The 23,708-nt window shown below is 66.1% G+C and carries 20 protein-coding genes; 16 read left to right on the plus strand and 4 right to left on the minus strand.

Annotated elements, in window-relative coordinates; translation table 11 throughout:
- The first annotated feature begins 194 nt into the window (after positions 1–194).
- The 15 genes from CKO27_RS13920 (at position 195) to CKO27_RS25200 (ending at position 18,279) form a co-directional block, all read left to right on the plus strand.
- Positions 195–2,444: a TonB-dependent receptor gene (locus CKO27_RS13920; protein WP_200375510.1), complete on the plus strand. Its 2,250-nt coding sequence runs from the start codon at positions 195–197 to the stop codon at positions 2,442–2,444.
- A 27-nt stretch (positions 2,445–2,471) separates the two neighbouring features.
- The gene (locus CKO27_RS13925; protein WP_200375511.1) at positions 2,472–3,359 is read left to right on the plus strand and encodes a substrate-binding domain-containing protein; all 888 of its coding nucleotides are present in this window, start codon (positions 2,472–2,474) and stop codon (positions 3,357–3,359) included.
- Positions 3,360–3,421: 62 nt separating this feature from the next.
- Entirely contained in the window at positions 3,422–5,662 is a 2,241-nt protein-coding gene (locus tag CKO27_RS13930; RefSeq protein WP_200375512.1) for a TonB-dependent receptor, read from the plus strand.
- 16 nt (positions 5,663–5,678) lie between these two features.
- Positions 5,679–6,386, plus strand: a complete 708-nt coding sequence (gene modA, locus CKO27_RS13935) for a molybdate ABC transporter substrate-binding protein (RefSeq protein WP_200375513.1) — start codon at positions 5,679–5,681, stop codon at positions 6,384–6,386.
- On the plus strand, positions 6,386–7,048 hold the full coding sequence (locus CKO27_RS13940; protein ID WP_420825832.1) for a molybdate ABC transporter permease subunit: 663 nt from the start codon (positions 6,386–6,388) through the stop codon (positions 7,046–7,048). The genes modA and CKO27_RS13940 overlap by 1 nt, the downstream gene beginning before the upstream one ends.
- A complete protein-coding gene (locus CKO27_RS13945) occupies positions 7,048–8,151 on the plus strand; it encodes a sulfate/molybdate ABC transporter ATP-binding protein (RefSeq protein WP_200375514.1) in 1,104 nt (367 codons plus the stop codon). The genes CKO27_RS13940 and CKO27_RS13945 overlap by 1 nt, the downstream gene beginning before the upstream one ends.
- Before the next feature lie 100 nt (positions 8,152–8,251).
- The gene (locus tag CKO27_RS13950; protein ID WP_200375515.1) at positions 8,252–8,656 is read left to right on the plus strand and encodes a hypothetical protein; all 405 of its coding nucleotides are present in this window, start codon (positions 8,252–8,254) and stop codon (positions 8,654–8,656) included.
- 4 nt (positions 8,657–8,660) lie between these two features.
- Positions 8,661–8,798 (plus strand): hypothetical protein, encoded by a 138-nt coding sequence (locus CKO27_RS13955; protein WP_200375516.1) that lies wholly within the window; start codon positions 8,661–8,663, stop codon positions 8,796–8,798.
- 80 nt (positions 8,799–8,878) lie between these two features.
- Positions 8,879–9,919 carry an NADP(H)-dependent aldo-keto reductase gene (locus CKO27_RS13960; RefSeq protein WP_200375517.1) on the plus strand — a complete coding sequence of 347 codons (1,041 nt, stop codon included), beginning with the start codon at positions 8,879–8,881 and terminating at the stop codon, positions 9,917–9,919.
- 405 nt (positions 9,920–10,324) lie between these two features.
- The gene (kdpF, locus tag CKO27_RS25300; RefSeq protein WP_420825833.1) at positions 10,325–10,405 is read left to right on the plus strand and encodes a K(+)-transporting ATPase subunit F; all 81 of its coding nucleotides are present in this window, start codon (positions 10,325–10,327) and stop codon (positions 10,403–10,405) included.
- 79 nt (positions 10,406–10,484) lie between these two features.
- Positions 10,485–12,194: a potassium-transporting ATPase subunit KdpA gene (gene kdpA / locus CKO27_RS13970; protein ID WP_200375519.1), complete on the plus strand. Its 1,710-nt coding sequence runs from the start codon at positions 10,485–10,487 to the stop codon at positions 12,192–12,194.
- A gap of 18 nt (positions 12,195–12,212) precedes the next feature.
- On the plus strand, positions 12,213–14,237 hold the full coding sequence (gene kdpB / locus CKO27_RS13975; protein WP_242470913.1) for a potassium-transporting ATPase subunit KdpB: 2,025 nt from the start codon (positions 12,213–12,215) through the stop codon (positions 14,235–14,237).
- Between the two features lie 9 nt (positions 14,238–14,246).
- Positions 14,247–14,870: a potassium-transporting ATPase subunit KdpC gene (gene kdpC, locus CKO27_RS13980; protein WP_200375520.1), complete on the plus strand. Its 624-nt coding sequence runs from the start codon at positions 14,247–14,249 to the stop codon at positions 14,868–14,870.
- A gap of 32 nt (positions 14,871–14,902) precedes the next feature.
- Positions 14,903–17,578 carry a sensor histidine kinase gene (locus CKO27_RS13985; protein WP_200375521.1) on the plus strand — a complete coding sequence of 892 codons (2,676 nt, stop codon included), beginning with the start codon at positions 14,903–14,905 and terminating at the stop codon, positions 17,576–17,578.
- Positions 17,575–18,279: a response regulator gene (locus CKO27_RS25200; RefSeq protein WP_200375522.1), complete on the plus strand. Its 705-nt coding sequence runs from the start codon at positions 17,575–17,577 to the stop codon at positions 18,277–18,279. The genes CKO27_RS13985 and CKO27_RS25200 overlap by 4 nt, the downstream gene beginning before the upstream one ends.
- A gap of 93 nt (positions 18,280–18,372) precedes the next feature.
- On the opposite strand, the gene CKO27_RS13995 is transcribed toward CKO27_RS25200, so the two are convergent.
- Positions 18,373–19,797, minus strand: coding sequence for a formylglycine-generating enzyme family protein (locus CKO27_RS13995; RefSeq protein WP_200375523.1), 1,425 nt, complete (start codon positions 19,795–19,797; stop codon positions 18,373–18,375).
- A gap of 455 nt (positions 19,798–20,252) precedes the next feature.
- Between CKO27_RS13995 and CKO27_RS14000 the strand changes: the two genes are divergently transcribed.
- The gene (locus CKO27_RS14000) at positions 20,253–21,560 is read left to right on the plus strand and encodes a DUF3422 family protein (RefSeq protein WP_200375524.1); all 1,308 of its coding nucleotides are present in this window, start codon (positions 20,253–20,255) and stop codon (positions 21,558–21,560) included.
- On the opposite strand, the gene CKO27_RS14005 is transcribed toward CKO27_RS14000, so the two are convergent.
- The 3 genes from CKO27_RS14005 to CKO27_RS14015 all read right to left on the minus strand — a co-directional run bounded on the left by CKO27_RS14005 (position 21,550) and on the right by CKO27_RS14015 (position 23,583).
- Complete coding sequence (locus CKO27_RS14005) at positions 21,550–22,047, minus strand: retropepsin-like aspartic protease family protein (RefSeq protein ID WP_242470914.1); 498 nt, start codon at positions 22,045–22,047, stop codon at positions 21,550–21,552. The genes CKO27_RS14000 and CKO27_RS14005 overlap by 11 nt on opposite strands.
- A gap of 132 nt (positions 22,048–22,179) precedes the next feature.
- A complete protein-coding gene (locus CKO27_RS14010; protein WP_200375526.1) occupies positions 22,180–22,725 on the minus strand; it encodes a retropepsin-like aspartic protease family protein in 546 nt (181 codons plus the stop codon).
- A 102-nt stretch (positions 22,726–22,827) separates the two neighbouring features.
- Positions 22,828–23,583 (minus strand): MlaC/ttg2D family ABC transporter substrate-binding protein, encoded by a 756-nt coding sequence (locus CKO27_RS14015; protein WP_200375527.1) that lies wholly within the window; start codon positions 23,581–23,583, stop codon positions 22,828–22,830.
- Positions 23,584–23,708: the final 125 nt, after the last annotated feature.

Consider the following 23,708-nt stretch of genomic DNA (forward strand, 5'->3'; position numbering starts at 1 on the left):
CTTGACGGCGTGTCGGAGGCGCTTGCAGATCGCCTACGCGGCTTCGGGACACAGCCCCTTCGCCACTACGGCGATCCGCCCGCGCTCTACGCCTACCCGGGACTACCGGCCTCGCGCTTCGCGCTTCCATGGCCGGCAGCGAGGGCTGAGCACTTTTTGCCGCCCATCGTTATATGAATTCAGAGCAAACGATCATGAGCCATACCCACCGCACCGCCACCGGGCTGTGCCTCAATCTCTGTCTGCTGACCCCGGCGCTCGCCCTCGCGGCCGGGACGACCACCGAGCTGCCGACGGTAACCGTCACGACCGATGAACCGGCGCTTCCCGACCTCGGGGCCACCGCCACCGTCACGCACCTTGATGCCCGTGCCGTGCGCGCGGCGGTCGGGCCGGCGGCCTCATCGCCGTTCAAGGCCATCGCCGACACGCCCTCGGTCAATTTTCAGAGCGCCGATCCGCATGGACTGACCGAGGTCGGTTTCCACGAGACCCTCAAGATTCGCGGCGTCGGTCAAACCGGCCCGGCCTCCTCGCGCAACATCGACGATCTGCCCATCACCATCAATCCCGGCGGCAGCAAGGGGATCATCGACCTGGAGAACGTCGCTGGGATCAGCGTCTATCGCGGCGCGACCCCGGTCGGCCAATCGCTGGGCTTCAGCAACCTGCCGGGCAAGATCAATCTGACGACCTTGCGACCGCAAGCGACCACCGCCACACAGGCCCGGCTAGAGGGCGGTAGTGATGATTTCAGGCGGGTCTTTCTGCGTCAGGATACCGGCCAGCATGGGATCTTCTCCGGTTTCCTGTCCGGAAGCCTGAACGAAGGCGACAACTGGAAGGGCGAGGGCGAGTTCAAATGCCAGAATCTCTTTGGCGGGATGGCGCTGGACGGCGGCGAGGTCTGGCAGGCCGAACTCTATGCCGGTTACAACCAGGATGAGCGCCATACCTATCGCTTTTTCGATTACAAGACCGCGACCGACTTCGCCAACCATGACCGCGACTGGTCGAGCGATCCGAAGCGTGTCGACTACTACGACTACAACCGCCAGGACTTCCACGATCGCTACGTCTACGCCAATCTGCGCGCGCGCCTGGCCGAGGGTGTGCAACTCTCGATCAAGCCCTACTACCTGAGCGAATCCGGCGACTACTGGTTTAGCTCGATTAACGCCACGGACGCGACCAAGAGCCGGGTGGTCGACTGGATGATCGACCACGACAACCTCGGCGTGCTGACCCGCGTGGACTGGCAACTGACCCCCACGCAGAGCCTCCAGCCGGGGTTCTGGATCCAGAGCCAGGAGCCGCCCGGCCCGCCGTCCACCCAGAAAAAATACAAGGTCACGGCCTCGGGGCTGGTCTTCGACGGCTGGCAGATGCTCTCCGACAACGATCCGCACCGGCTGCTGTCGCCCTATCTGACCTACCTGGGCACCTTCGATGCGCTCAACGTCGAGGCCGGGCTGCGTTTCGTCGATCTGCGCCTGGGCGCGCTCACCGCCTACAACGCCAGCGGCAAGGCCGCCGCGCTGACGGACGCCGACGCCGCGCGCGCGGCCGGCGGGGTCGACGCCATGGCTTCGGCCGACGCCAAGACCTTCAACGAGTGGCTGCCCTATCTGGGGCTGACCTGGACCTTCGATCCCACCACCAGCGTCTTCGCGCGCCTGGGCCGCAGCTACGGGCTGGATGTCAATCTCTTCCCCTACTACTACGTGCAGAAGGCGTCGTTCGTGAAGAAGGGCGTGAGCTTCCAGTCGCTGTGGGACCGGCTAGAGCTGGAAACGGCCGACAACATCGATCTTGGAGTCCGCCACGCGCGGGACAACTGGGATGTCGGCCTCACGACCTTTTACGCCCAGCACGACAACAAGCAATCGACGATCTACGACCCAGCCATCGGCGTCCGCTATCCCTGGAACGTGGCCGACGCCGATCGATACGGCATCGAGCTGGAGGGCTCTTGGCGCATCACCCCGGCCTGGAGCCTGACCGGCAACTACACCTGGAACCGCTTCCGCTATCTGGACGACCTCGCGCTGTCCTCGACCGCCACCATCGCCACCGAGGGTAAGCAGGTGGTGGATGCCCCCGAGCACATGCTCAAGCTCGGCGCGCGCTATGAGCGGGAGGCATGGGGCGTCGGTCTCGACGCGCGCTATATCGGCGAGCGCTACGGCGACGTGCTCAACGAGGAGCGTGTCGACGCGGTGACCCTGGTCGATGCCACCGCGCGCTACCGCCTGACGTCCGCGCTCAGCCTGACGCTGAATGTGCTGAATCTGTTTGACCAGGAATACATCGGCCCGATCAGCGCGGCGGACGACGCCATCGCCGCCTATACCGCCGCCCTCAACGGGGTGACCGGCAATGGCTCGACTTACCAGTACGGTGCACCGCGCACGCTCTATGTCGGGCTGTCGGCCCAGTTCTGAGTCGTCGACTCAAGGAGATCAAGCCTCATGCGATTCGCCCCGTTCTGGCCGTTCTGTCTGGCCCTTCTCTGTGGCCATCCGACCTTTGCCGCCACAGCCACGGATGCGCCTCCGAGCGCGACGGCGGAGATCCGCGTCGCCGTCGTTGGCGGCCTGGCGCGCTGCGGCGTCTGGCCGGAGCTGGCCCGGCGCGCCGAGACGGCGACCGGGCTGCGCGTGACGACCATCGCCGTCGCCCCCAAGGGGGACATCCTGCCCCGATTCAACAGCGGCGAGGCCGATCTCCTGCTGATCCACGGCGGCGACGAGACCTTCGCGCTGCTGGCCCAGGGGATGGCGGCACCGCTGCGCGCCTGGGCGCAAAACGAGCACGTCATCGCCGGTCCGCCGGACGATCCGGCCGGGGTGCGCGCGGCCCGGGACGGGGCCGAGGCACTGCGTCGGATCGCCGCCGTGGACGCGCCGCTGATGGGGTTTCGCGATCCCGGCAGCTTCGGCATCGTCCAGCGGTTGTGGCGGGCCAGTGGCGTCAGCCCAGGTTCCCGACAGCAACTCCCGGACGACTCCGCTCCACCCCAACGCATCCTGGAAACCGCCGCCAGACAGCACGCCTATGTGGTGGTCGGTCACATCCCGCTGGTCTTCGGACGCATGCCGAATCCGGCCGGCTATCAGGTCCTGCTCTCCGGCGATCCGGCCATGCGTCGGGTCTATGTCGCCGTCGAGCCCGGCCCCCGTCATCCGGCCGATCCAGCCCGCCGGGCCGTGGCGCGCACGCTGGCCGACTATCTGCTGAGTCCCGCCGGCCAGACCGATCTGGCCGCCGCCAATCGGGCGATCGCGACCGAACAGCGGCCAGGCCCCTGGATCTTGCCCCTGTCGCCGCCGGCCACGCCCAACCCGGCGTCCGGCTGACGCGCGCGCGCCACGAGCCGCCGTCATCCATCCTCAAATGCATCCAGAGACATCGAAACCTCATGCAACGCCACACACCCCTGCTCATGCTGTTGTGTCCGGCCCTCGCGATTGGGCAGAGCGACCTCGCCGCGTCGGACGCCGAGCTGCCCACCGTCGAGGTCAGGGCCTCGCCGGTCCCCTCGGTCGCGCCCCTGGCCGGACAGGATTACTCGGCCTCGCGCGTGACGCCCGAGGGCCTGGCTACCTTCGGCGGTCCGGCCCAGACCAATCCCTACCGGGCGCTTGACCTCATGCCCTCGGTCAATCTGTCCGGGACCGACGCCTATGGCCTGAGCGTCGACCAGAATTTCATGCGCATCCGTGGCGTCTCGGCCTACAGCTACAGCAACCTGGCGGTGACGGTGAACGGCACGCCCTCGTCGGTGAGCGCCGGACGGGGCGGCGTGGGCAATCTCTTCGACCTGGAGAATCTGGACGGACTCACCCTCTGGCGCGGTCCGCAGCCGGCCAATGTCGGATTCGGCATGGGCAATCTCGCCGGCAGCCTGGATCTGAGGATCAAGGCACCGACCGAAGAGCCCGGTGCGCGGGTCCGCGCCGCGATCGGTGGCGATGACTTCCACAAGCTCTTCGCCCGACTCGACAGCGGCACCTTCAACGGCGGGTCGCGCCTCTTTCTCTCCGGCTCGACCGCCGAAGCCGACAAATGGCGCGGGCCGGGCGACCAGTCGCGCGACACCGTCAATGCCGGTTTCAACCAGACGCTGGGTGAGCATGGCAACCTGGAGGTCTATGCCGCGCACAATCGCTTCCACCGCGACGAGTATCGGCCCCTGACCTATGCCCAGAGTCAGGATCTGGGCACCTACCGGGACTTCGACTTCAACGCCGAGCTGACCGGGGTCGCGACCAATGACGTCAATTATTACGCCTACAACACCCAGCACTTCGATGAAAACAATGTCCTCGCCCGCCTGGCCTGGGATCTGAGCGAGGACATCCAGTTACGCTTCAACCCCTACTGGCTCTCCAGCGAGGGTCAGCGTTCCACCGGTAAATCCAACACGGTCACCGTCGTCGACATCGATCAGGAGCAATACGGGGCCACCGCCGAGCTGGTCGCCAAGCTCGCGACCAGTCAGACGCTGACCCTGGGGTACTGGAGTCAGCGCATCTCCACCATGCCGCCACCGCTCAGCCAGAAGACCTATACGCTCGACAAAGGGGGCCGGCTGGTCTTTTCGAAATGGAGCATCCTCGCCGACATGGGCGACCGCGCCTACGAGAGTCCTTATCTGCAACTGGCGGGGGAAGCGGGCCGCTGGCATTACAGCCTGGGATTGCGCTATCTGAGTTTCCGCATCCCCGGCATCACCAGCTATGACGGGACGGGTCTCCCCGATGTCAGCCACGACGCCGCGCTGGCGCTGGATCCGGCCGTCAATGCCAAGCTCAGTACCCAGTCGGTGACGCTCGACGAATGGCTCCCGACCTTCACCTCGCGCTGGAGCCTGACCCCGTCGCTCGACATCAAGACCGCCTATGGACGGACCGTCGGCAACCCCTGGATGGGGCCGCTCTACAGCGTCTACATGAGCAATCAGAAGGCGTTCCAGAAGGCCGGCATTCCGCTGCAAAGCCTGTGGGACGCGCTGCGGCTGGAGACCTCGGACGCCGTCGAAGCCGGCCTGGAATGGCGTCAAGGGTCGCTGAATCTGTCCCCGACGCTCTTCTACAGCCGGCTGCGCGACAAACAGGTCACGGCCTACGACCCGCTGGTGGGGGTGTCCTATCTCCAGAGCGGCGTCGAGGCCACCGCCTATGGCGCGGAGCTGTCGGCGAACTGGGGTCTGGACCGCCACTGGACCCTGCTCGGCAGCCTGTCCTGGAATGTCAATCAGCTCGACGACGACATCCGCACCGCCAGCCAGTCGGTGCTCGCCACCGCTGGCAATCAGGTTCCGGACGCGCCCGAATGGATGGTGAAACTGGGGGCCGAGTACCGCGCCGGCCACTGGAGTGTGACGCCCCTGGTCCGCTATGTCGGGAGCCGCTTCGGCGATGCGCTCAATGAGGAAAAGGTTGACGCCTATACCACGGTCGACCTCACTGCGACCTATCGAATGGGCACGGTCGCCGGCATCCAGTCACTGGAGGTCGGGCTGTCGCTACTCAACCTCTTCGACGCCGATTACATCGGGACCATCGACGTCGGCCAGGACGACACGCGTCCCGGCAGCATCGATTACTACCCTGGCACGCCGCGCACCCTGGCGCTATCGGTGTCGGCCAATTTCTAGCTCCAGGAGTTCGTCCATGCGCTTCATCACCCTCATCCTCACACTCTTTCTGTCCCTCTCGGTGTCCGCCGAGCCGCTGCTGATCGCCGCCGGGGCGGGGTACAAGAAACCTCTGATGGAGATTTACGACGCCTTCGGCCAATCCTCCGGAACCAAGATCGAGGCGATCTTCGGCAACATGCAACAGGTGCTGGCCCAGACGCGCGACAGCGGCCGGGTCGATCTGGTGGTCGGCGAGCAGGCGTTTCTCGCCAAGACCGGGTTGTTCGGGCGCGAGGTCCGTCTCGGCACCGGCCGGCTGGTGCTGGCCTATGGCACGCGGCGTCTGAGCGGGTACCAGGCGTTGACCGATCCCGCCGTCGCGCGCATCGCGCTGCCCGATCCCAAGAAGGCGATCTACGGTCAGGCGGCGATCCAGTTCCTGGAGCGCAGCGGACTGATACCAGCGGTCAAGGACAGGCTGATGACCCTGGCGACGGTCCCGCAGGTCTCCGCCTATCTGGCGGCCGGGACGGTGGACGCGGGCTTCATCAACATCACCGATGCGCTGGGGCTCAAGGACAAGCTCGCCGGCTACGACGCGATCCCCGTCGACCTCTATGATCCGCCGGTCATCGTCCTGGCCTTTCCGAAAGACCGGCCCGAATCGGCGTCGGCTCAGGCGTTCGCGGCCTTCCTGGGCACCGCCGAGTCCAGGGCGATCCTGACCCGGTACGGTCTCTGATGAACCTGCTCGACTGCGCGCCGAGCGCCCTGCTGCTGAGTCTCCAGGTGGCCGGCGTGGTGCTGGTCCTCTTCCTGGTGGCCGGCATCGCCCTGGGCTACGCGCTCAGTCAGCCGATCCCGCTGCGCGGGCTGCTGGATGCACTGGTCTCGCTGCCGCTGGTGTTTCCGCCGATCGCCATCGGCTTCTTTCTGCTGATGCTGTTCGGGCGGCAGGGCGCGCTCGGCGGCCCGCTGCACGCGCGGCTGGGCTGGGATCTGGTGTTCTCCTTCCCGGCGCTGGTGCTGGCAGCCTTCATCGCCGGGCTGCCGCTGGTGGTCAAGCCGATCCAGTCGGCCATCGAGGGGCAGGCGCGCGCGCTGATCGAGGTCTCCTACACGCTCGGCAAGGGCCGTTGGGAGACACTGTTTCTGGTCGTGATCCCGGTGATCCGGCGCCACATCGCCGCCGGGCTCACCCTGGGCGTTGGGCGCTCCTTCGGCGAGGTCGGCATCACCCTGATGCTCGGCGGCAATATCCTGGGCTCGACCGAGACCCTGTCGCTGGCCATCTACAACCGGGTGCTGGACGGCGATTTCGATTGCGCCGCGCGGCTCTCGGTGCTGCTTGGGGCACTGTCGCTGGGGCTTTTCATGCTGCTGCGGCGGTTGGGACGGCTCTGATGACCTATCGCGAAACCAGCCTCGAAGCCAGCCTCAACTTCAGCCGCCCCGGTTTTCGTCTGCGCCTGGACCTCCGCGTTCCGCCGACCGGCGTCACCGCCCTGATCGGCCCGTCCGGCTGCGGGAAGAGCACCCTGCTGCGGCTCCTAGCCGGGCTGGAGGCCCCCGCGGCTGGCCACATCCGGCATGGTGATCGGGTCTTGTTCGACCGCGCCCGCCGGATCGATCTGGCCCCACGGCATCGGCGCGTCGGGCTGCTGTTTCAGGAGTACGCGCTCTTTCCGCATCTGAGCGTGGCCGGCAACATCGCCTACGGGTTGCCGCGCGGGTCCGGGCGCGCGGACGCGGTCGCGCGCTGGTTGGCCCGGCTTCAGCTCGACGGACTGGCCGAGCGCCGCCCGGACACGCTCTCGGGCGGGCAGCGTCAGCGCGTCGCCCTGGCCCGTGCCCTGGCGTCCGAGCCGGGCGTGCTGCTGCTCGACGAGCCCTTTTCGGCGGTCGACTTCAGTCTGCGCCAAGCGCTGCGGCTGCTGTTCCAGGAAGTGGTCGCGGATCGCCAGGTGCCGACCATCCTGGTGACGCACGATCTGGAAGACGTCCGTCAGGTCGCCGACCGGGTTGGCGTGCTTATCGATGGGGAGTTGCGTCAACTCGGACCCACGACAGAGGTCTTCGCCCGGCCGGCGGATGCCGAGGTGGCGCGGGTGCTCGGCTGGCACAACCTGCTGCCGGTGGCGTCCTGGGATGGCCGGACCGCGCGGGGTGACTGGGGGACGCTGCGGCTCGGGCCGGGTGAGCCGGCCGCGCCCGCGGACTTCATCGCCATTCAGCCGGACGGTCCGCGTCTCGACTCAGAGCATGGGCTGCCGGTCGAGATCCAGCGGGTGATCGACATGGGCGGCTATCACGCCCTGTCTTGCCGGTTGTCCGATCATTCGCCATTGCGGATCCATCTGCCCAAATCCGCTCCCTGTCCCGCGCCGGGGACTCGGACCCGGCTCGATGTTCAGGCCGATACGGTCATTCCCTTGCCGGCCAGATCGACCGTTCCACCCTTTGCGCTTCCGATCGACACCGTCACCCTGGCCAGGATGTACCCATGATCCACCCGACACCGCCGATTCTCGCCGACCACGAGCCTGATGCGCCGGTGCGGTTTGCCTTTACCCATCCCGCCGGATCTAACGGCATGGAGGTCTTTCGATGCCATCCTCAGACTGTCTCTATGGCCGCCGTCCCAGGCCATCCGGGCTGAAGTCATCCCATGATTGTCTCCCGGACTGGCTGTCCGGGTTGCCTCCCGAGTGGCGCGATCATGTCGTTGTCCCCAGCGTCTTCCGTCTCTTCCGGGAATACGAGATTCCGGCACGGCGCCTGGTCGGCTACGACAGCCATCGCCAGCCCTGCTACTGCGTCTACGATTACCGCTTGATCGATCCGCGTTCGGACGACGATGAGGAGTTCTATCCGGCCCTGGCCTATGGGGAGTCGGTCACGGCCTGGCGACTCAAGGACGCGCGCTGGTTGGTTCATCGCTGCGTCGAGGCTCTCGGCGAGGAAGGGGATCGTGACAGCGGTTTCAGTTTCGAAACGCGGATGCCCCGCTGACCCAGTGCAATCGAGACAGTTTCCGTCCGCTGGGCTGGAAACATGGATCCGGCGCTTGGCCTGCGTGCTGGAGTGCTGGAGTGCTGGAGTGCTGGGCGTGGTCATGGCCAGTCCGCTAGACATGGCCGTCCTGGCCCTGTGAAATGACGCCCCCTCATAGGCCCGAATGCGCTCGGGTCCAAGCCTCGTTTCGGATATCGACCATCGATCGTGGAGACCGCCATGCAACGCAGACAACTTGGCCGCTCGGACATCCAGGTGAGTGCCCTGTGCCTCGGCACCATGACCTTCGGCCAGCAGAACACGGAGTCCGAGGCCCATGCCCAACTCGATCGCGCCCTGGCCGCCGGGATCGATTTCATCGATACGGCGGAGATGTATCCGGTTCCGCCCTTCGCCGAGACCCAGGGTCTTACCGAGACCTATATCGGCAACTGGCTCAAGTCCCGAGGCGGTCGCGCCGGGCTCGTGCTGGCGACCAAGGTGGCGGGTCCGGGGGATTGGCTGGCGCACATCCGGGGCGGCCGGAATCGGCTCGACCGCCCGAACATCGAGGCGGCGCTCGATGCCAGTCTGAAACGTCTTCGGACCGATTGGATCGATCTCTATCAACTGCACTGGCCCGATCGACATACCAATTTCTTCGGCAAGCTCGGCTTCGATCCGGCCGACGACGCGGACAGCGTTCCCTTGCTGGAAACCCTTGGGGTTCTGGCCGATCTGGTCCAGGCCGGGAAGATTCGCCACATCGGCGTTTCCAACGAGACGCCCTGGGGCCTGATGCGATTCCTCGCGCTCGCCGAGCAACAGGGGCTGCCGCGCATGGTCAGCATCCAGAATCCCTACAGTCTGCTCAATCGCAGCTTCGAGATCGGGCTGGCCGAGATCGCGATCCGCGAGCGGTGCGGTTTGCTGGCCTATTCGCCGCTGGCCTTCGGCGTGCTTTCGGGAAAATACCTGAACGGGCAGCGGCCGCCGAACGCGCGCTTCACCCTTTTCGAGCGCTTCAACCGCTACTCCAACCCGGAGTCCGAGCGCGCCACCTCGGAATATGTCGCCCTGGCCGAGCGTCACGGACTGGATCCCACCCAGATGGCCCTGGCCTGGGTGACCAGCCGGCCGTTCGTGACCTCCACCATTATCGGCGCCACCACGCTGGATCAGTTGGAAAGCAACCTCGGCAGCATCGACCTGACCCTGGACGACGCGGTGATCGCCGGGATCGAGTCGATCCATACCCGACAGCCGAATCCGGCGCCCTAGCGAAGGCCGTCGCGACTGGCGGCATTGACCGGATCGATGGGTCTTGCCGCCTCAGGGCCTTGAAGGTCACGCATTCGTGAACGTCCAGCGACGGATCAACCGTGCCTGGCAAGGCGCGCACTAATCACCACGAGCGCGCCCCGCACCCCATTCCGATGGCGTGGTGCTACTGGCTGTTCTTCTGAAGCGAGGTCGGCGCCGAGGCGCTCGCCATCCCGTGGAGCCTGATCGTCACCGGCCGCCTGCTCGGCATCGAGCCCCGCGTCTGCTCACGACCGTGGGCAACAACGCCTCGTGGTGATAGGTGACGAATTTGTTACGCCCCCCGGTTCCCAGCCTCTAGAACCGTTATGTCGTCAAGCCCTAACCTTGCGTCCATGGAGCAATCACCTTTCGGGAGGTCTCATGTATTACATCCTGCTCGCCCTGGTTATCGCTTTGTTCATCTATCTGATGATCGCCATGCTGCGGCCCGAGAGGTTCTAGCCATGGGCTTCGTCGGCGCACTGATTCTTCTGGCCCTGTTTGGCCTCTGTTTCCTGTTCATTGAATGGGAGGATCGACTGTGAATGAAGTCCTGCTCATCTACGCGGTCGCTTTGTTGCTGGCCTGGCCGTTGGGACGCTATCTGGCGGCGATCTATTCAGCGACACCCACCGCGCTTGACCGGGTGTTCGGACCGGTCGAGTGGCTGATTTACCGCGCCATCGGCGTCCATCCACTGGCCCCCATGACCTGGAAAGAGTACGGCAAGGCGCTGCTCAAGCTGCACCTGATTATCGGACTGGTCGCGCTCATGATCCTCATGCAGCAGGGCTGGCTGCCACTGAACCCGGACGGCATCGAGGGCATGAGATGGGATCTGGCGCTGCATACCACGGCGTCGTTCATCACCAATACCAACCAGCAGCACTACTCGGGTCAGGCGCAGATCTCCTATTTCGCGCATCTGTTCGCCATCGTCAGCCTGCAGGTGATCACACCGGCGGCCGGCATGGCGGCGCTGGTCGCCATCCTGCGCACGGCGTTCGCGCGGCGCGATGAAACCGCCTTGACCGCGGAAGGCGCTGTATCGGTCGGAAACTTCCATGCCGACCTGGTCCGCGCCATTGTCCGGGTGATGCTGCCGGTGGCCTTCATCACCGCGCTGCTGCTCGCCTGGCAGGGGGTACCCAACACTCTTGAGGGCGCACGGATCGCTACCCCGCTCGACGCCAGCGCGGGGCTCGCCGAGCAGCGCATTCCGGTCGGTCCGGTGGCGCCCATGGTCGCCATCAAACAGGTGGGAACCAACGGGGGTGGCTGGTATGGCCCCAACAGCGCCGTCCCGCTGGAGAACCCGACGCCGGTGTCCAACTTCGTCGAGACCATCGCCATCGTGCTGATCCCGATGGCCCTGGTGTTCATGGCCGGCTATCTGACCGGCCGGCGTCGCTTGGGCGTCCTGGTGATGGGCGTGATGCTGTCCCTATCGGTGCTCTTGACGGGCATCAATATCTGGTCGGAGAACCAACCCAACGCCGCCTTTGCCGACCTCGCCGCCGAGGGTCCGAATCTGGAAGGTAAGGAGGTGCGCTTCGGCGCCACGGCCACGGCGCTCTGGGGCAGCTTCACCACCCAGACCTCCAACGGCTCGGTGAACGGCATGCATGACTCGTTCAACCCTGTCGGCGGTGCCTCCATGCTGATGGATATGTTCATCAACGCCACGTTTGGGGGCGTTGGCGTAGGGCTCATCAACTTCCTGCTATTCCTGTTGCTCGCGGTGTTTCTCGGCAGCCTCATGGTGGGTCGCTCACCGGAGTTATACGGCCGGGCGCTGGAGGCCAGGGAGATCAAGCTGGTCTGCATCGCGCTGTTACTTCAGCCGCTGCTGATCCTCGGGCTGACCGCCCTCGCGGTGGCGATTCCGGGCCTGGCGGGGAACTCAAACCCCGGCTTCCATGGCCTGAGCCAGGTGCTCTATGAATACACCTCCGCGTTCGCCAACAACGGTTCCGGCTTCGAGGGGCTGGGTGACAATACGGTCTGGTGGAACCTCAGTTGTGCCGTGGCGCTGATCCTGGGGCGCTTCATCCCGATCCTGGCGCCGCTGGCGGTGGCCGCCCATCTGGCGGGCAAGCGGGTCGCGCCCACCACCTCGGGCAGCCTGGCGGTGGAAACACCCACCTTCGCCGTGCTGACCCTGGGGATCATCGTCATGTTTGCCCTGCTCAGCTTCTTCCCGGTCCTGGCCCTCGGCCCCTTTGCCGAATACCTGTCACTGGCCGGCTGATTGATGGGAGAAATCATCATGAAACAGGCACGCAGCCGATTGAGATTAGTGAATGCCCATACCCTGGCCCGATTGGCGGGCGAGTCGGTGCGGCGGCTCCACCCGCGCTGGCTGGCGCGCAACCCGGTGATGTTCGTGGTCGGCGTCGGAACGCTGGTGACGCTGTGGCTGACCGGTGCCGATCTCCTGGCCGGTCGCCCCTGGGGCTTCGACCTCGCCATCACCCTCATTCTGTTGTTCACCCTGCTCTTTGCCAACGCCGCCGAGGCACTGGCCGAGGCGCGGGGGCGGGCGCAGGCCGAGAGCCTGCGCTCGACCCGCGAGGGCCTGGTTGCCAGGCGCATCCAGGGGGCCGGTGAAGAGCAGGTGCCCGCCACCGCCCTGCGTCGCGGCGACCGGATACGGGTGCTGGCGGGCGAACTGATTCCCGCCGACGGCGAGATCGTCGAGGGGGCGGCCAGCATCAACGAGTCGGCGGTCACCGGCGAATCGGCGCCGGTGCTGCGCGAGGCCGGCACCGACAACAGCGGCGTCAGCGCCGGCACCAAGCTGCTGACCGACAGCATCCTGGTCGAGGTGACGGCGGAGGTCGGGCAGTCCATGCTGGATCGGATGATTGCCCTGGTGGAGAGCGCCAAGCGACAGAAGACGCCCAACGAGATCGCGCTCACCGTGCTGCTGTCCGCGCTCACCCTGGTGTTCCTGATCGTGGTGGCGACGCTGGTGCCGTTCGCCGCCTTTGTCGGCGGCGAGACCTCGGTGCCGGTGCTGGTGGCACTGCTGGTCTGTCTTATTCCCACCACGATCGGCGGGCTGCTGCCGGCCATCGGCATCGCTGGCATGGATCGCGCCATGCGCGCCAATCTGGTCGCCAAGTCAGGCCGGGCCGTGGAGGTGGCCGGCAACATCGACACCCTGTTGCTGGACAAGACCGGGACCATCACCCACGGCGACCGCCAGGCCACCGACTTCCTGCCGTTGATCAACCTGGCTCCGGAGCGGCTGCGGACCGCCGCCCTGCTCGCGTCGCTGGCCGATCCCACGCCGGAGGGCAAGTCCATCGTGGCGCTGGCGAGAAGCCGAGGCGCGGTCGTCGAGGCCGACCCCGAGGCGCGTTTCCTGCCGTTTTCAGCCAGAACCCGTCTCTCGGGCATCGACCAGCCGGACGGTCGGCGCCTCCGCAAGGGCGCGCCGGATGCCATTCGCCGCTTCGTCACCGAGAACGGCGGATCCTATCCCGACGAGACGACCGCGCTCGTGGAACGTGTGGCGCGAGGCGGCGCGACGCCGCTGGTGGTGGCGGAGGACGATCGGGTGCTCGGCGTCGTGCCCTTGTCCGACATCATCAAGAGCGGCATCAAGGAACGTTTCCAGCGCCTGCACGCCATGGGCATCCGCACGGTGCTGATCACCGGCGACAATCCGCTGACCGCCGCGGCCATCGCCGCCGAGGCCGGCGTGGCGGACTACATCGCCGAGGCCACGCCAGAAGACAAGCTGGAGTACATCCGGCGCGAACAGGCCCAGGGACGCCTGGTAGCGATGATGGGTGACGGCACCAATGACGCGCCCGCCCTGGCGCAGGCGGATCTTGGGCTGGCGATGAACTCCGGCACCCAGGCCGCCAAGGAGGCCGGCAACATGGTCGATCTGGATTCCGATCCGACCAAGCTGCTGGAGGTGGTTGAGATCGGCAAGCAGTTGCTGGTCACACGCGGCGCGCTGACGACCTTCTCGCTGGCTAATGACGTGGCCAAATACTTCGCCATCCTGCCGGCCATCTTCGTGGCCAGCGTGCCCGCCATGCGGACCTTCGACATCATGCACCTCCACAGCCCGGCCACGGCGGTGCTGGCGGCGGTAATCTTCAATGCCCTGGTGATTCCGGCGCTGGTTCCCTTCGCCCTGCGCGGGGTGCGCCTCCGCCCGGCCAGCGCGGACGTGCTGCTGCGCCGCAACCTCTTGATCTATGGGCTTGGCGGCTTGCTGCTGCCCTTCCCGGCGATCAAGCTCATCGATCTTGGTCTTGGCCTGTTCCTGTAGGAGGCTGCGATGAACAAACGCGAATCCCTTGCCCCCGCGCGGCCTGTGACCCCGGCCGGAAGCTGGATCCAGGCGCTGCGCGGCGCCCTGGTGCTGATGGTGCTCTGCGGCGTCCTCTACCCGCTCGTCACCGTGGCGATCGGCGCCCTCCTGTTTCCCGATCAGTCAACCGGCAGCCTCATCGAACGCGACGGCCGGGTGATCGGCTCGGCGCTGGTGGGTCAGCCGTTCAGTGCGCCGGGCTACTTCCAGGGCCGCCCCTCGGCCGCCGGTTACGATCCATTCGCCCTCTCGGGCTCCAACCAGGCGCCCAGCCATCCGGATCTGCGCGAACGGGCTGCGGCCAGTTCCAAGGCGATCGCCGCCGCCAACGGCGTTGCACCAGCGGCGATCCCGGTCGATCTCATCGCCGCCTCCGGGTCGGGCATCGACCCCCACATCAGCCCGGAAGCGGCCGAGATCCAGATCGACCGGGTCAGCTCGGCGCGCGGGCTGCCCCGCGACGCCGTCGCCGTGCTGGTGGCGACGCACCTGGAAGGGCCGGTGCTTGGCGTCCTGGGACAGCCGCGCCTCAATGTGCTCCGGTTGAATCTGGCGCTCGACGCGCTTGGCGCACAGGTCACCGCCAGGTAACGAGGCCCGGAGGAATTCAGGTTGGCATACCGATGAATGCGACAGCGGATAATCGGCCAGACCCCCAAGCCCTGCTCGCCGAGATCAAACGCGAGCGACAAGTGGCGCTCAAGATCTTCCTGGGCGCCTCCCCCGGCGTCGGCAAGACCTACAAGATGCTGGAGGCGGCGCGCGAGGCGCGGCGCGAGGGCGCCGATATCGTCATCGGGATCATCGAGAGCCACGGCCGACAGGAAACCGAGGCGCTGTGCGAGGGGTTGGAGTCCATTCCGCTGATGCCGCTTGAGTATCGCGGCGCCCGGTTCCGGGAGCTGGACCTGGATGCCATCCTCAAATGGGCGCCGGCGGTGGTGCTGGTGGACGAACTGGCCCATCGCAACATTCCGGGTACCCGCCACCCGCGCCGTTATCAGGATATCGAGGAATTGCTGAAACAGGGCATCGAGGTCTGGACCACGGTCAATATCCAGCACCTGGAGAGCCTGAACGATGTCGTCGCGCGCATCACCGGCGTGCGCATGCGAGAAACGGTGCCGGACGCCGTGTTCAGCGCGGCGCGCGACGTGGTGTTGGTGGATCTGACACCCCGCGAGCTGATCGAGCGGCTCAGGCAGGGCAAGGTCTACGTGCCCGAACAGGCGCGCGCGGCCCTGGATGGCTTTTTCAGTCCGACGAATCTGGCGGCGCTGCGTGAACTGGCGTTGCAGGCGGTGACGGAACGCATCGACCAGGATGTGCACGAGGCCATGCGTAGCCAGGGGATCGCGGGCCCCTGGCCGGTGCGGGCGCGCATCGTCGTTTCCATCGATGGGATCGGTAACAGTGAGGAACTGGTGCGTCTCGGCCGACGGCTCGCCGAACGCCGCCGCGCCCCCTGGAGCGCGGTGTTCGTCGATCGTGGCGATACCGGCCCCGAACAACTGGTCGGCGTTGAGCGTGCCTTCGCGCTGGCCGAGCGCCTGGGGGGCGAGACCCTGACCCTGCGCGGTCATGATCCCGTGGAGGAATTACTGGCCTTCGCGCGCGACCAGAATGCCACCACGCTGGTGGTCGGTCGCAGCCGGCACCGGCCCCTGGCGGGATTGTTCGGCCGCACCCTGAGCCAACGCCTGCTGCGTCGGAGCGAGGATTTCGAAATCACCTTCGTCGCTTCACGGGTCGCCCGCGTGCGCCGACGTCAGCGCTGGTTCCGGCGGATGGAGCCGGTTCGTTACTATGGCCTGGCGCTGACGGTGGTGGTGGCGGCCACCGGCGTCGCCGCCGCCATCGAACCCTTGATCCCCCTGGCCAGCCTGTCGCTGGTCTTCCTGATCGCGGTCTTGCTGGTCGCGGTGCGCACGGCCATGCGCCCGGCACTGATCACCGCGGTCGTGAGCGCCATCGTCTACAACTTCTTCTTCACGGAGCCACGGTTCACCTTGGCCATGCATCGGACGCACGAGCTGGTGACCGTCGGCGTGTTCCTGATCACGGGATTGATCGGCGGCCACCTGGCGGGTCGCCTGCGCCACCAGGTTCTCGCGCTGCGCCGCACCAACGAACAGACGCAAACCCTGTTGGCCCTGAGCCGGCGTCTCTCGACCGCGGTCGACCTTCCCACGGTGCATCGTGAGGCCACCACGGCGATCGCCGGGTATCTGCACGTCCCGGTCGTCCTGCTGGCGCCGGGCGATGGCGGCAAGCTCGAACAGGTGGCCGCCTCGCAGGACGCCCTGGACCTGAATGACAAGGCCTGGCCGGCCGCGCAATGGGCCTGCGATCATCGGCAGCCCAGCGGCTTTCAAACCGAAACGCTCTCGGCGATCGATTGGCGATTTCTGCCACTGGCGATCGAGCAGGAGTGCTTCGGCGTGATCGGCGTCCACCGACCAGACCAGGAGTTCCAGAGCGAACAACTGGCCGCCATCGACGCGCTGATCACGCAGGTCACCCTGACCCTGGCCCGGACCCGTCTCGCGACCAACCTGGAGCAGGTCAAGGTCGCGGAAGAAACCGAGCGCCTGCGTTCGGCCCTGCTGTCATCGGTATCGCACGATCTGCGAACCCCGCTGGCCTCGATGATCGGCGCGGCGAGCAGCCTGCGCTCGCTCGACGACGCGCTCTCCGCGGACGACCGCCGCGAACTCCTGGACTCGGTGATCAGTGAAGGCGAGCGACTCAACCGCTACATCCAGAACCTGCTCGATATGACGCGGCTCGGGTACGGCACCTTGAAACTGGAACGCGACTGGATCGGCATCGATGACATCCTCAATTCGGCGCTGCGGCGAACGCATGAGTTGCTGCACGACTGTCGACTGGTCAGGAGCATCGAGCCGGGTCTGCCGTTGCTCTACGTACATCCGGCCTTGGTCGAGCAGGCGCTGGTCAATGTCATCGAAAACGCGGCGAAATTCTCCCCCAATGGCGCCGAGGTGCGGGTGGCGGCGGCGCGTGACGGCGGCGAACTGCTGATCACCGTCTCCGATGAAGGGCCGGGGATCCCGCCCGAGCAGCGCGAGAAGGTGTTCAATCTGTTTTTCACTGGTGGCGAGGGTGATCGCGGCAAGCATGGCAGCGGGTTGGGGCTCGCCATCTGCAGCGGCATGATCGGCGCGCATGGCGGGCGCATCGAAGCCCTGCCGGGTCCAGGCGGTCGGGGCACCAGCATCGCGATCCACCTGCCGCTGATCGAGCCTCCCGACGGCGACCAGGAGGAGCCCGCGTGACTGAAGGCACCGCCTCCGCCCGCATCCTCATCATCGACGACGAGGAACAGATCCGGCGATTTCTTCGCATCAGTCTCAGGAGCCAGGGTTATCAGGTCATCGAGGCGGAGACGGCCGGGAAGGGGATCGAACTCGCGGCGACCCAGACGCCGGACCTGATCGTGCTCGATCTGGGCCTTCCCGATGCCGATGGAAAATCCGTGCTGCATGAACTGCGTCATTGGTCGAGCGTGCCGGTCATGATTCTCTCGGTCCGGTCATCGGAGAGTGAAAAGGTCGCCGTGCTGGACGCGGGTGCGAACGACTATGTGACCAAGCCGTTCGGCATTCAGGAATTCCTGGCGCGCGTTCGCAATCTCTTGCGTCTGCCCCGGTCGGCGGAGAAGCCGGATGCCGGGGTTTACGACGACGGCCATCTCCACATCGACCTCGTCAAACGACGGATATCCCTGAAGGGCGAACCCCTTCACCTCACACGTAAGGAGTTTTCCATTCTCAAGATACTGGTCTCGAACCCCGGTCAGGTCATGACGCAGACCCAACTCCTGCGCGAGCTATGGGGACCGACGCATACCGATGACACACACTATCTACGCAACTTCATCGGCCGAATCCGACAAAAACTCCAGGACGACTCCGGTGAGCCGCGGTATGTGCAAACGGAACCGGGTGTCGGCTATCGGTTTATCGACCGCCGGTAGGTGTCGACCTCGTTGATGAGGTCCAGTGTCGCGATAGCGACGCCGAGGATGCGGTACGCCCGAGCGGTCGAGAAGGGAAGGGGGAAGTGGGGATCAGGAATCCCGAGCAATTCGGAAGCCCAGCATGTTCAGCTCGGTCTCGGGCGCGAAGCGGGCGCGGACATGGACGCGCATCAAGGCCGAGGGCTTGTTGAAGGCGCCGCCGCGCGCGACCCGGCTTGGGCAGTCGCCATCGAGCCGGGCGCCACCATCGGTGGGCGCGCCCTGATAGCTCGCCTCGTAGCAGTCGGCGACCCACTCCATCGCGTTGCCGGCGGTATCGTAGAGGCCGAAGGGGTTGGATGGGAAGCTCATCACCGGAGCCGTCGAACGGTTGTCCCACTGACTCCCGCAATCGAGGCAGGCGGCCCGATTGCGCTCCGGGTTGGATCCCCACCAGAAGGGACTCTCCGTGCCGGCCCTGGCGGCGAATTCCCACTCGGCCTCGGTGGGCAGGCGATAGCGCTGGTTGGTCTGCCGCGAGAGCCAGGCGGCATAGTCCGTCGCCTGGTTCCAGGTGACGCCGACGACCGGGCGCGTGCCGCGTCCCCAGCCCCGATCGTCCGGGGGTTCGAGACCGGTCGCGCGGGCAAAGCGGTCGTATTCCAGGAAGGTGACTTCGTGCGCGCCGATCATGAAGGGTCTCGGCTCGACTCGATGGGCCGGGCCGAAGTCCTCGCCCGAGAGGCTGTTGTAGCCCATCTGGAAGGCTCCGCCATCGAGCACGACCATCGCCGGCCCCGGCACTCCGTCGCGGAGCCGGTCCTGATGAATGCGCGGGGCTCGGGTGAGGCGGTTGGCCGAGATCGCGGCGGGCGGTGCGTCCATTCCGGGCGGTCCCGTCGCGCCTGGTTCGGATGGATCGAGCACGATCGCATCCGGGGCCGGCGATTCGGCCCGAGGCTGGATGCTGGGCAAGGGCAACTCGATCCGTTCCCAGATCAGGTAGAGGAAGGTGACCGCCGCCAGCGACAGGAGCACGAAGAGAAGGCCGGCGCCCACGAGCAGCCAGACACTGGTTTTTCTCGGTTTCTCGTTGACGATGACGGGCGCGGGCTGGGGGACCGGTCTCGCCGCGACGGCGCGCTTGGCCTCGGCTAATTCCTGGCGCAGACGCTCGGCCTCGGCCTGGGCCTCACGGAGCGATTTATCCTTGCGATCCACCTCCTTTTTCAGGCTGTCGAAGGCGATGTTGTGATCCTCCAACTCGTCCTCGAGCCGCCGGCATTCCTCGGTGATGTGATCGAGCGCCTGTTCCTTGGCCTCCAGGGTCTGTTGCAGCATCATCATTTCCTGCTGCAGGGCGAGACGCTCGGTGGCGGTCGCGATCGAGCTGTCGGGCGCGAATTCGCGCTCGGCCAGTCGGGTGCTGAGTCGTGTCAGCTCCTCCTCCGCCTCCTTGCGCATCTGCTCCAGGGTCTTGCGCAAGGACTCGGACTCGTCATCGAAATGGACTTGCGAGTCGGTTTGTTCGGCCATGCTTGGGCATCACTGATTGTCATCGCGCGGCACGCCGTGCGCCGGTGGGGGTTATGGCCATCGCGCTCCATCGCCTGCGGTGGAGCCGCGTTCAGCGCGACCATCCAGGAGGGCGGGCCTCGACCGGCCGTGTCGACAGGACGGGTTTGTTGACGACCTCTGTCGGAAGGGTAGGCGATTGTCCGACTTTGACTCAATGGATTCCAGAAATGAATGCATTGGGCGGTTTTGAGTGAATTGGGTATTGAAATAAAGTGGGTGCTCTCGGGCCGCCGGGCGAGTCGCGTTCGAACGTCCTCGCGACCGGCCCCTTGGGGCGCGAGAGCCCCGTCCTGGCATGGGAGCCTTCCATCCGGCATCCGGGCTGTCGCCGGGGTTTCGGTTCAAGCCGACTATTGAGGGTCACGATTTCCGGCTACCCTGTCGTCACCGATGTATCAAGGAGTTCTCGCTCGATGTCACCGCTGTTCAAGGAACACCCCCTACGTCACCAGGCCGTCGCCGAGTTGCACGCGCGCACCTATGAGCCACTCCAGGCGCCGGAGCGGATCTCGCACATCGCCGCGGTCTGCGGTGAGCGGGGCAGCGGTCGTAATGCGCGACACCTCTTTGGGCTGCTGGAGCATTACGGGGTTCCCAGGCCGAATCAGTTGGATCAGTACTACATGGTCAGGCTGGGCGATATCCGCCTGCTCTGGGAGCGTCACACCGAGTTCGTCAGCTACACCTTCAGCAAGCACGGGGCCTTCGTGCATCCCTTTGCCTATCCGGTCCTGAGCGAACTGCCGGAGGACTGGTTGCGCGAGATGCCCGGCGAGGTCATTTCCGCCGTGTCGCTGGCGCTCGAACCCAGGGACATGCCGGAGCGCTCGATGGAGGAACTGAGCGAGCTGTTCGCCGGCAATCTGGTGATTGGCTCGGAGGTGGTCGGCGGCGCGGCACGCGCCTGGTCGGACCTGCGTATCCACGGCGACGGCTTCTCCCGCGTCCTGCTGCGCGATCAGGGCTTGTCGCCCAATCAGGCCGGCCGTGTCGCCAAGCGGATTCTGGAGGTCAACTCCTATCGCGCCATGGCCCTCCTCGGGCTCCCGCCCGCGCGCGAGGCCAACGCCAGCATGAGCGACGCCGAAACTCGCCTGGTCGCCGTCGCGGCCCGCATGGTGAGCCAGGAGGATGCCGGTACCCAGGTCTCCGAGAGCGATCTCCTGGCCGAGCTGACCGCGCTCGCCTCCGGGATCGAGGCGGTGGCGGCGCGTACCAGTTATCGCTTCGAGGCCTCCAGGGCCTATTACAGTGTCGTGGTGCAGCGCCTGGAGCAATTGCGCCAGCGGCGTATCGAGGGACTGCAAACCCTCACCGAGTTCCTCGACGCGCGTCTCGCCCCGGCCATCGCGACCTGCAACTCGACCTCCAAGCGCCAGCAGGATCTCGCCGAGCGCGCCGCCCGTCTCACCAGCCTGCTGCGCGCCAGGGTGGAGGTCGAGCTTCAGAAGCAGAACGGCGGACTCCTAGACTCCATGAACCGGCGCGCCAAGCTGCAACTGCGCCTGCAGGAAACCGTCGAGGGGCTTTCGGTCATCGCCATCGGTTACTACGGGGTCGGACTGGTGGCTTACCTGCTGAAGGGGCTCGAAGCCCATGGCGCGCCGATCGATGCCACCTTCGCGACCGGCTTGGCGGCCCCGCTGGTGGTCCTGATCGCCTGGTTCGGGCTGCGGCGCATGAAGGCCCGCCTGCTCAAGTCCGAGGGAGTCAAGGGGTAAGGTAGGGACGCAGCGTCATCCGCCCGCCCGCCAGGACCATCTCCATGTGTCTCAGATAGGCCATGCCGAGCAGAACCTGATCGCCCACCATGTGCGGCAGCACCGTCGCACTGACCTGCTCGGCGACCAGCCCGCCGATATCCACGCGGTCGAGCCGGGCCGACCAGCTCTGGACATTGCCGTTGCCGGTCTTGCTGATTCCGCCCGGATTCAGTTGCAACCCGAGCCGTTGCGCCACCCGGTAGGGCATGGCGATGTCCGCCGCGCCCGTGTCCACGAGGAATTCCACCTTCTCGCCGTTGATGCGGCCGGTGGTCACGTACTGGCTGAGTTGGTTCTCTTTCAGGACGACCTGCGGAACCCCCGCGGTTCCCGGATAGGCGACCGGGCGCGGGTTGGGATTGCCCCTGGTGCCGGTTTGACTCAGCGTCAGCACGATGGCCACGCCGAGGAGCGTGAACAGCAGGATGCCGCGATTCTGGCTCAACCATCTCGTCTTCAAGTTTCGGTTCCTCCCGATCCTTCCTGGCGATGCGCGAAGGCCGTGCGACTGGCGAGGTGCCCGAAGCTTAACGCGAAACCCTGGAAGTGACGATCTCGCGCCGAGGTCCGGCCGGCGTCAGCCGCCGATCCGCTGTTGGCGCAGGGTGAGCGTATCCCCGCGCTGGATGAGTTCCAGATGCTTGAGATAGCTCATGCCGAGCAGAACGTCCTCGCCCGGCATGTTCGGCAGTACGCTCGCTCGCACCCCATGCGCCACCAGCCCGCCGAGATCCACCCGCTCCAGGCGGGTGCTCCAGGTGCGCACCTCGCCGTTGGCGGTCAGGCTGGTCCCGCCAGGCCCCAGACGCAGACCGAGCCGTCGCGCGAGCGATAGCGGCAAGGCCACGTTGGTCGCGCCGGTATCGACGAGAAACCGCACCGGCTCGCCGTTGATCGCGCCGGTCGCGACATAGTGGCCGGCGCGATTGCGCCGCAGCACCAACTCCTGGACGTTGCCCGCCGCTTGGGTCGCGATCGGATTTGGGTTGGGATTGTGCTGGCGCTCAAGCCAATCGTCGAAAAACATCACCAGCAGCGCGAGCCCAGCGATCCAGGCGCCGAACAGCATGGCCCGGCCGATGCGCGACGGCAGGTCGCTGGTGTTGGGTGGCGGTTCAGTCATGGATCGAGTCGTGCGTCAGCAAGCCTCTCGACCCGCCGCGAGGAGGCCGAAAAACCCCTCTCCCACCCGAGGGACAGGGGGAGGGGGGCTAGAACCGTCGTCTCAGCGCGGTAAGGCGGTCGCCGCCTGGCGAGCCATCCGCTGGAACCCCATCCGATAGTGGGAGGCCGCGCTCTGTCCGTTGGCGAGCACATCGTAGACCTTCCAGCCGGCGTCCGATTTGGACATGCGGAACTGCAGGGTCGTCGGAGGGCCGCCGGCGCTCAGAATGGCGACATTGATGCTGATCGCGCCACGCGGGCCGGGTCGGGGGCCGAGGAACCGGATCTGCTGACCCTGATAGCCGGCCAGATGCTGGGCTAGGGTACCGAGGAAGTCCGATTCCAACTGGGCCGCGAGTGCCTTCTTCTCCTCCGCCGTCATGCCGGAAAAGGCCGGGCCGGCGACCCACTGGGCCATGTAGTCGAAGTCGAAGTAGGGCGCGATCTCGCGGTCGAGGAAGGCCGCGACCTGGAGATTGTTGGGAACCTCCTCTTGGGTGAGATAGGCCAGGAGTTTATCCATGCCTTCCTTGAGCACGGCGCTGGCCTGGACCGCCGGGTTCTGGCTGGACCGATCCGCGGCCTCGGCGTCCGCCTGGTCGGAGGGTGGCGCGGACCAGGCCGGTTCCCTGGAGTAGGGACTGGCCGGCATCGAGGGCGCCGGACCCCAGGGGCTTGCCGGCAGGCCCTCGCCGGTGGAGGCTCCAGATCCTGGATATCCCGGACCGACCCCAGGACCATAACCCTGGGGCTGCGCCGAGACGGTCGCGGACATTCCAACCAACATGGCGACTGGCAACCAAGCACGAGACTTCATTGAATTCCTCCTGGGTTATTTTTGGACGATCTATTTTTGGACGATCAAGCCGGAAGACCGGAGACGGGAGGGTGCCAATGCTCGGGTGGAAAAGCAAGGCGCCGGCCCTGTCCCACGGGCGTATG

The sequence above is a fragment of the Thiocystis violacea genome (assembly GCF_016583575.1).
In the GTDB taxonomy this organism is placed as follows: Bacteria; Pseudomonadota; Gammaproteobacteria; order Chromatiales; family Chromatiaceae; genus Thiocystis; species Thiocystis violacea.

Coding starts and splice junctions, on each gene's coding strand:
- CKO27_RS13920 (WP_200375510.1), top strand. CDS start 195: ATGAGCCATACCCACCGCACCGCCACCGGGCTGTGCCTCAATCTCTGT.
- CKO27_RS13925 (WP_200375511.1), top strand. CDS start 2,472: ATGCGATTCGCCCCGTTCTGGCCGTTCTGTCTGGCCCTTCTCTGTGGC.
- CKO27_RS13930 (WP_200375512.1), top strand. CDS start 3,422: ATGCAACGCCACACACCCCTGCTCATGCTGTTGTGTCCGGCCCTCGCG.
- modA (WP_200375513.1), top strand. CDS start 5,679: ATGCGCTTCATCACCCTCATCCTCACACTCTTTCTGTCCCTCTCGGTG.
- CKO27_RS13940 (WP_420825832.1), top strand. CDS start 6,386: ATGAACCTGCTCGACTGCGCGCCGAGCGCCCTGCTGCTGAGTCTCCAG.
- CKO27_RS13945 (WP_200375514.1), top strand. CDS start 7,048: ATGACCTATCGCGAAACCAGCCTCGAAGCCAGCCTCAACTTCAGCCGC.
- CKO27_RS13950 (WP_200375515.1), top strand. CDS start 8,252: ATGCCATCCTCAGACTGTCTCTATGGCCGCCGTCCCAGGCCATCCGGG.
- CKO27_RS13960 (WP_200375517.1), top strand. CDS start 8,879: ATGCAACGCAGACAACTTGGCCGCTCGGACATCCAGGTGAGTGCCCTG.
- kdpF (WP_420825833.1), top strand. CDS start 10,325: ATGTATTACATCCTGCTCGCCCTGGTTATCGCTTTGTTCATCTATCTG.
- kdpB (WP_242470913.1), top strand. CDS start 12,213: ATGAAACAGGCACGCAGCCGATTGAGATTAGTGAATGCCCATACCCTG.
- kdpC (WP_200375520.1), top strand. CDS start 14,247: ATGAACAAACGCGAATCCCTTGCCCCCGCGCGGCCTGTGACCCCGGCC.
- CKO27_RS13985 (WP_200375521.1), top strand. CDS start 14,903: ATGAATGCGACAGCGGATAATCGGCCAGACCCCCAAGCCCTGCTCGCC.
- CKO27_RS13995 (WP_200375523.1), bottom strand. CDS start 19,797: ATGGCCGAACAAACCGACTCGCAAGTCCATTTCGATGACGAGTCCGAG.
- CKO27_RS14000 (WP_200375524.1), top strand. CDS start 20,253: ATGTCACCGCTGTTCAAGGAACACCCCCTACGTCACCAGGCCGTCGCC.
- CKO27_RS14010 (WP_200375526.1), bottom strand. CDS start 22,725: ATGACTGAACCGCCACCCAACACCAGCGACCTGCCGTCGCGCATCGGC.
- CKO27_RS14015 (WP_200375527.1), bottom strand. CDS start 23,583: ATGAAGTCTCGTGCTTGGTTGCCAGTCGCCATGTTGGTTGGAATGTCC.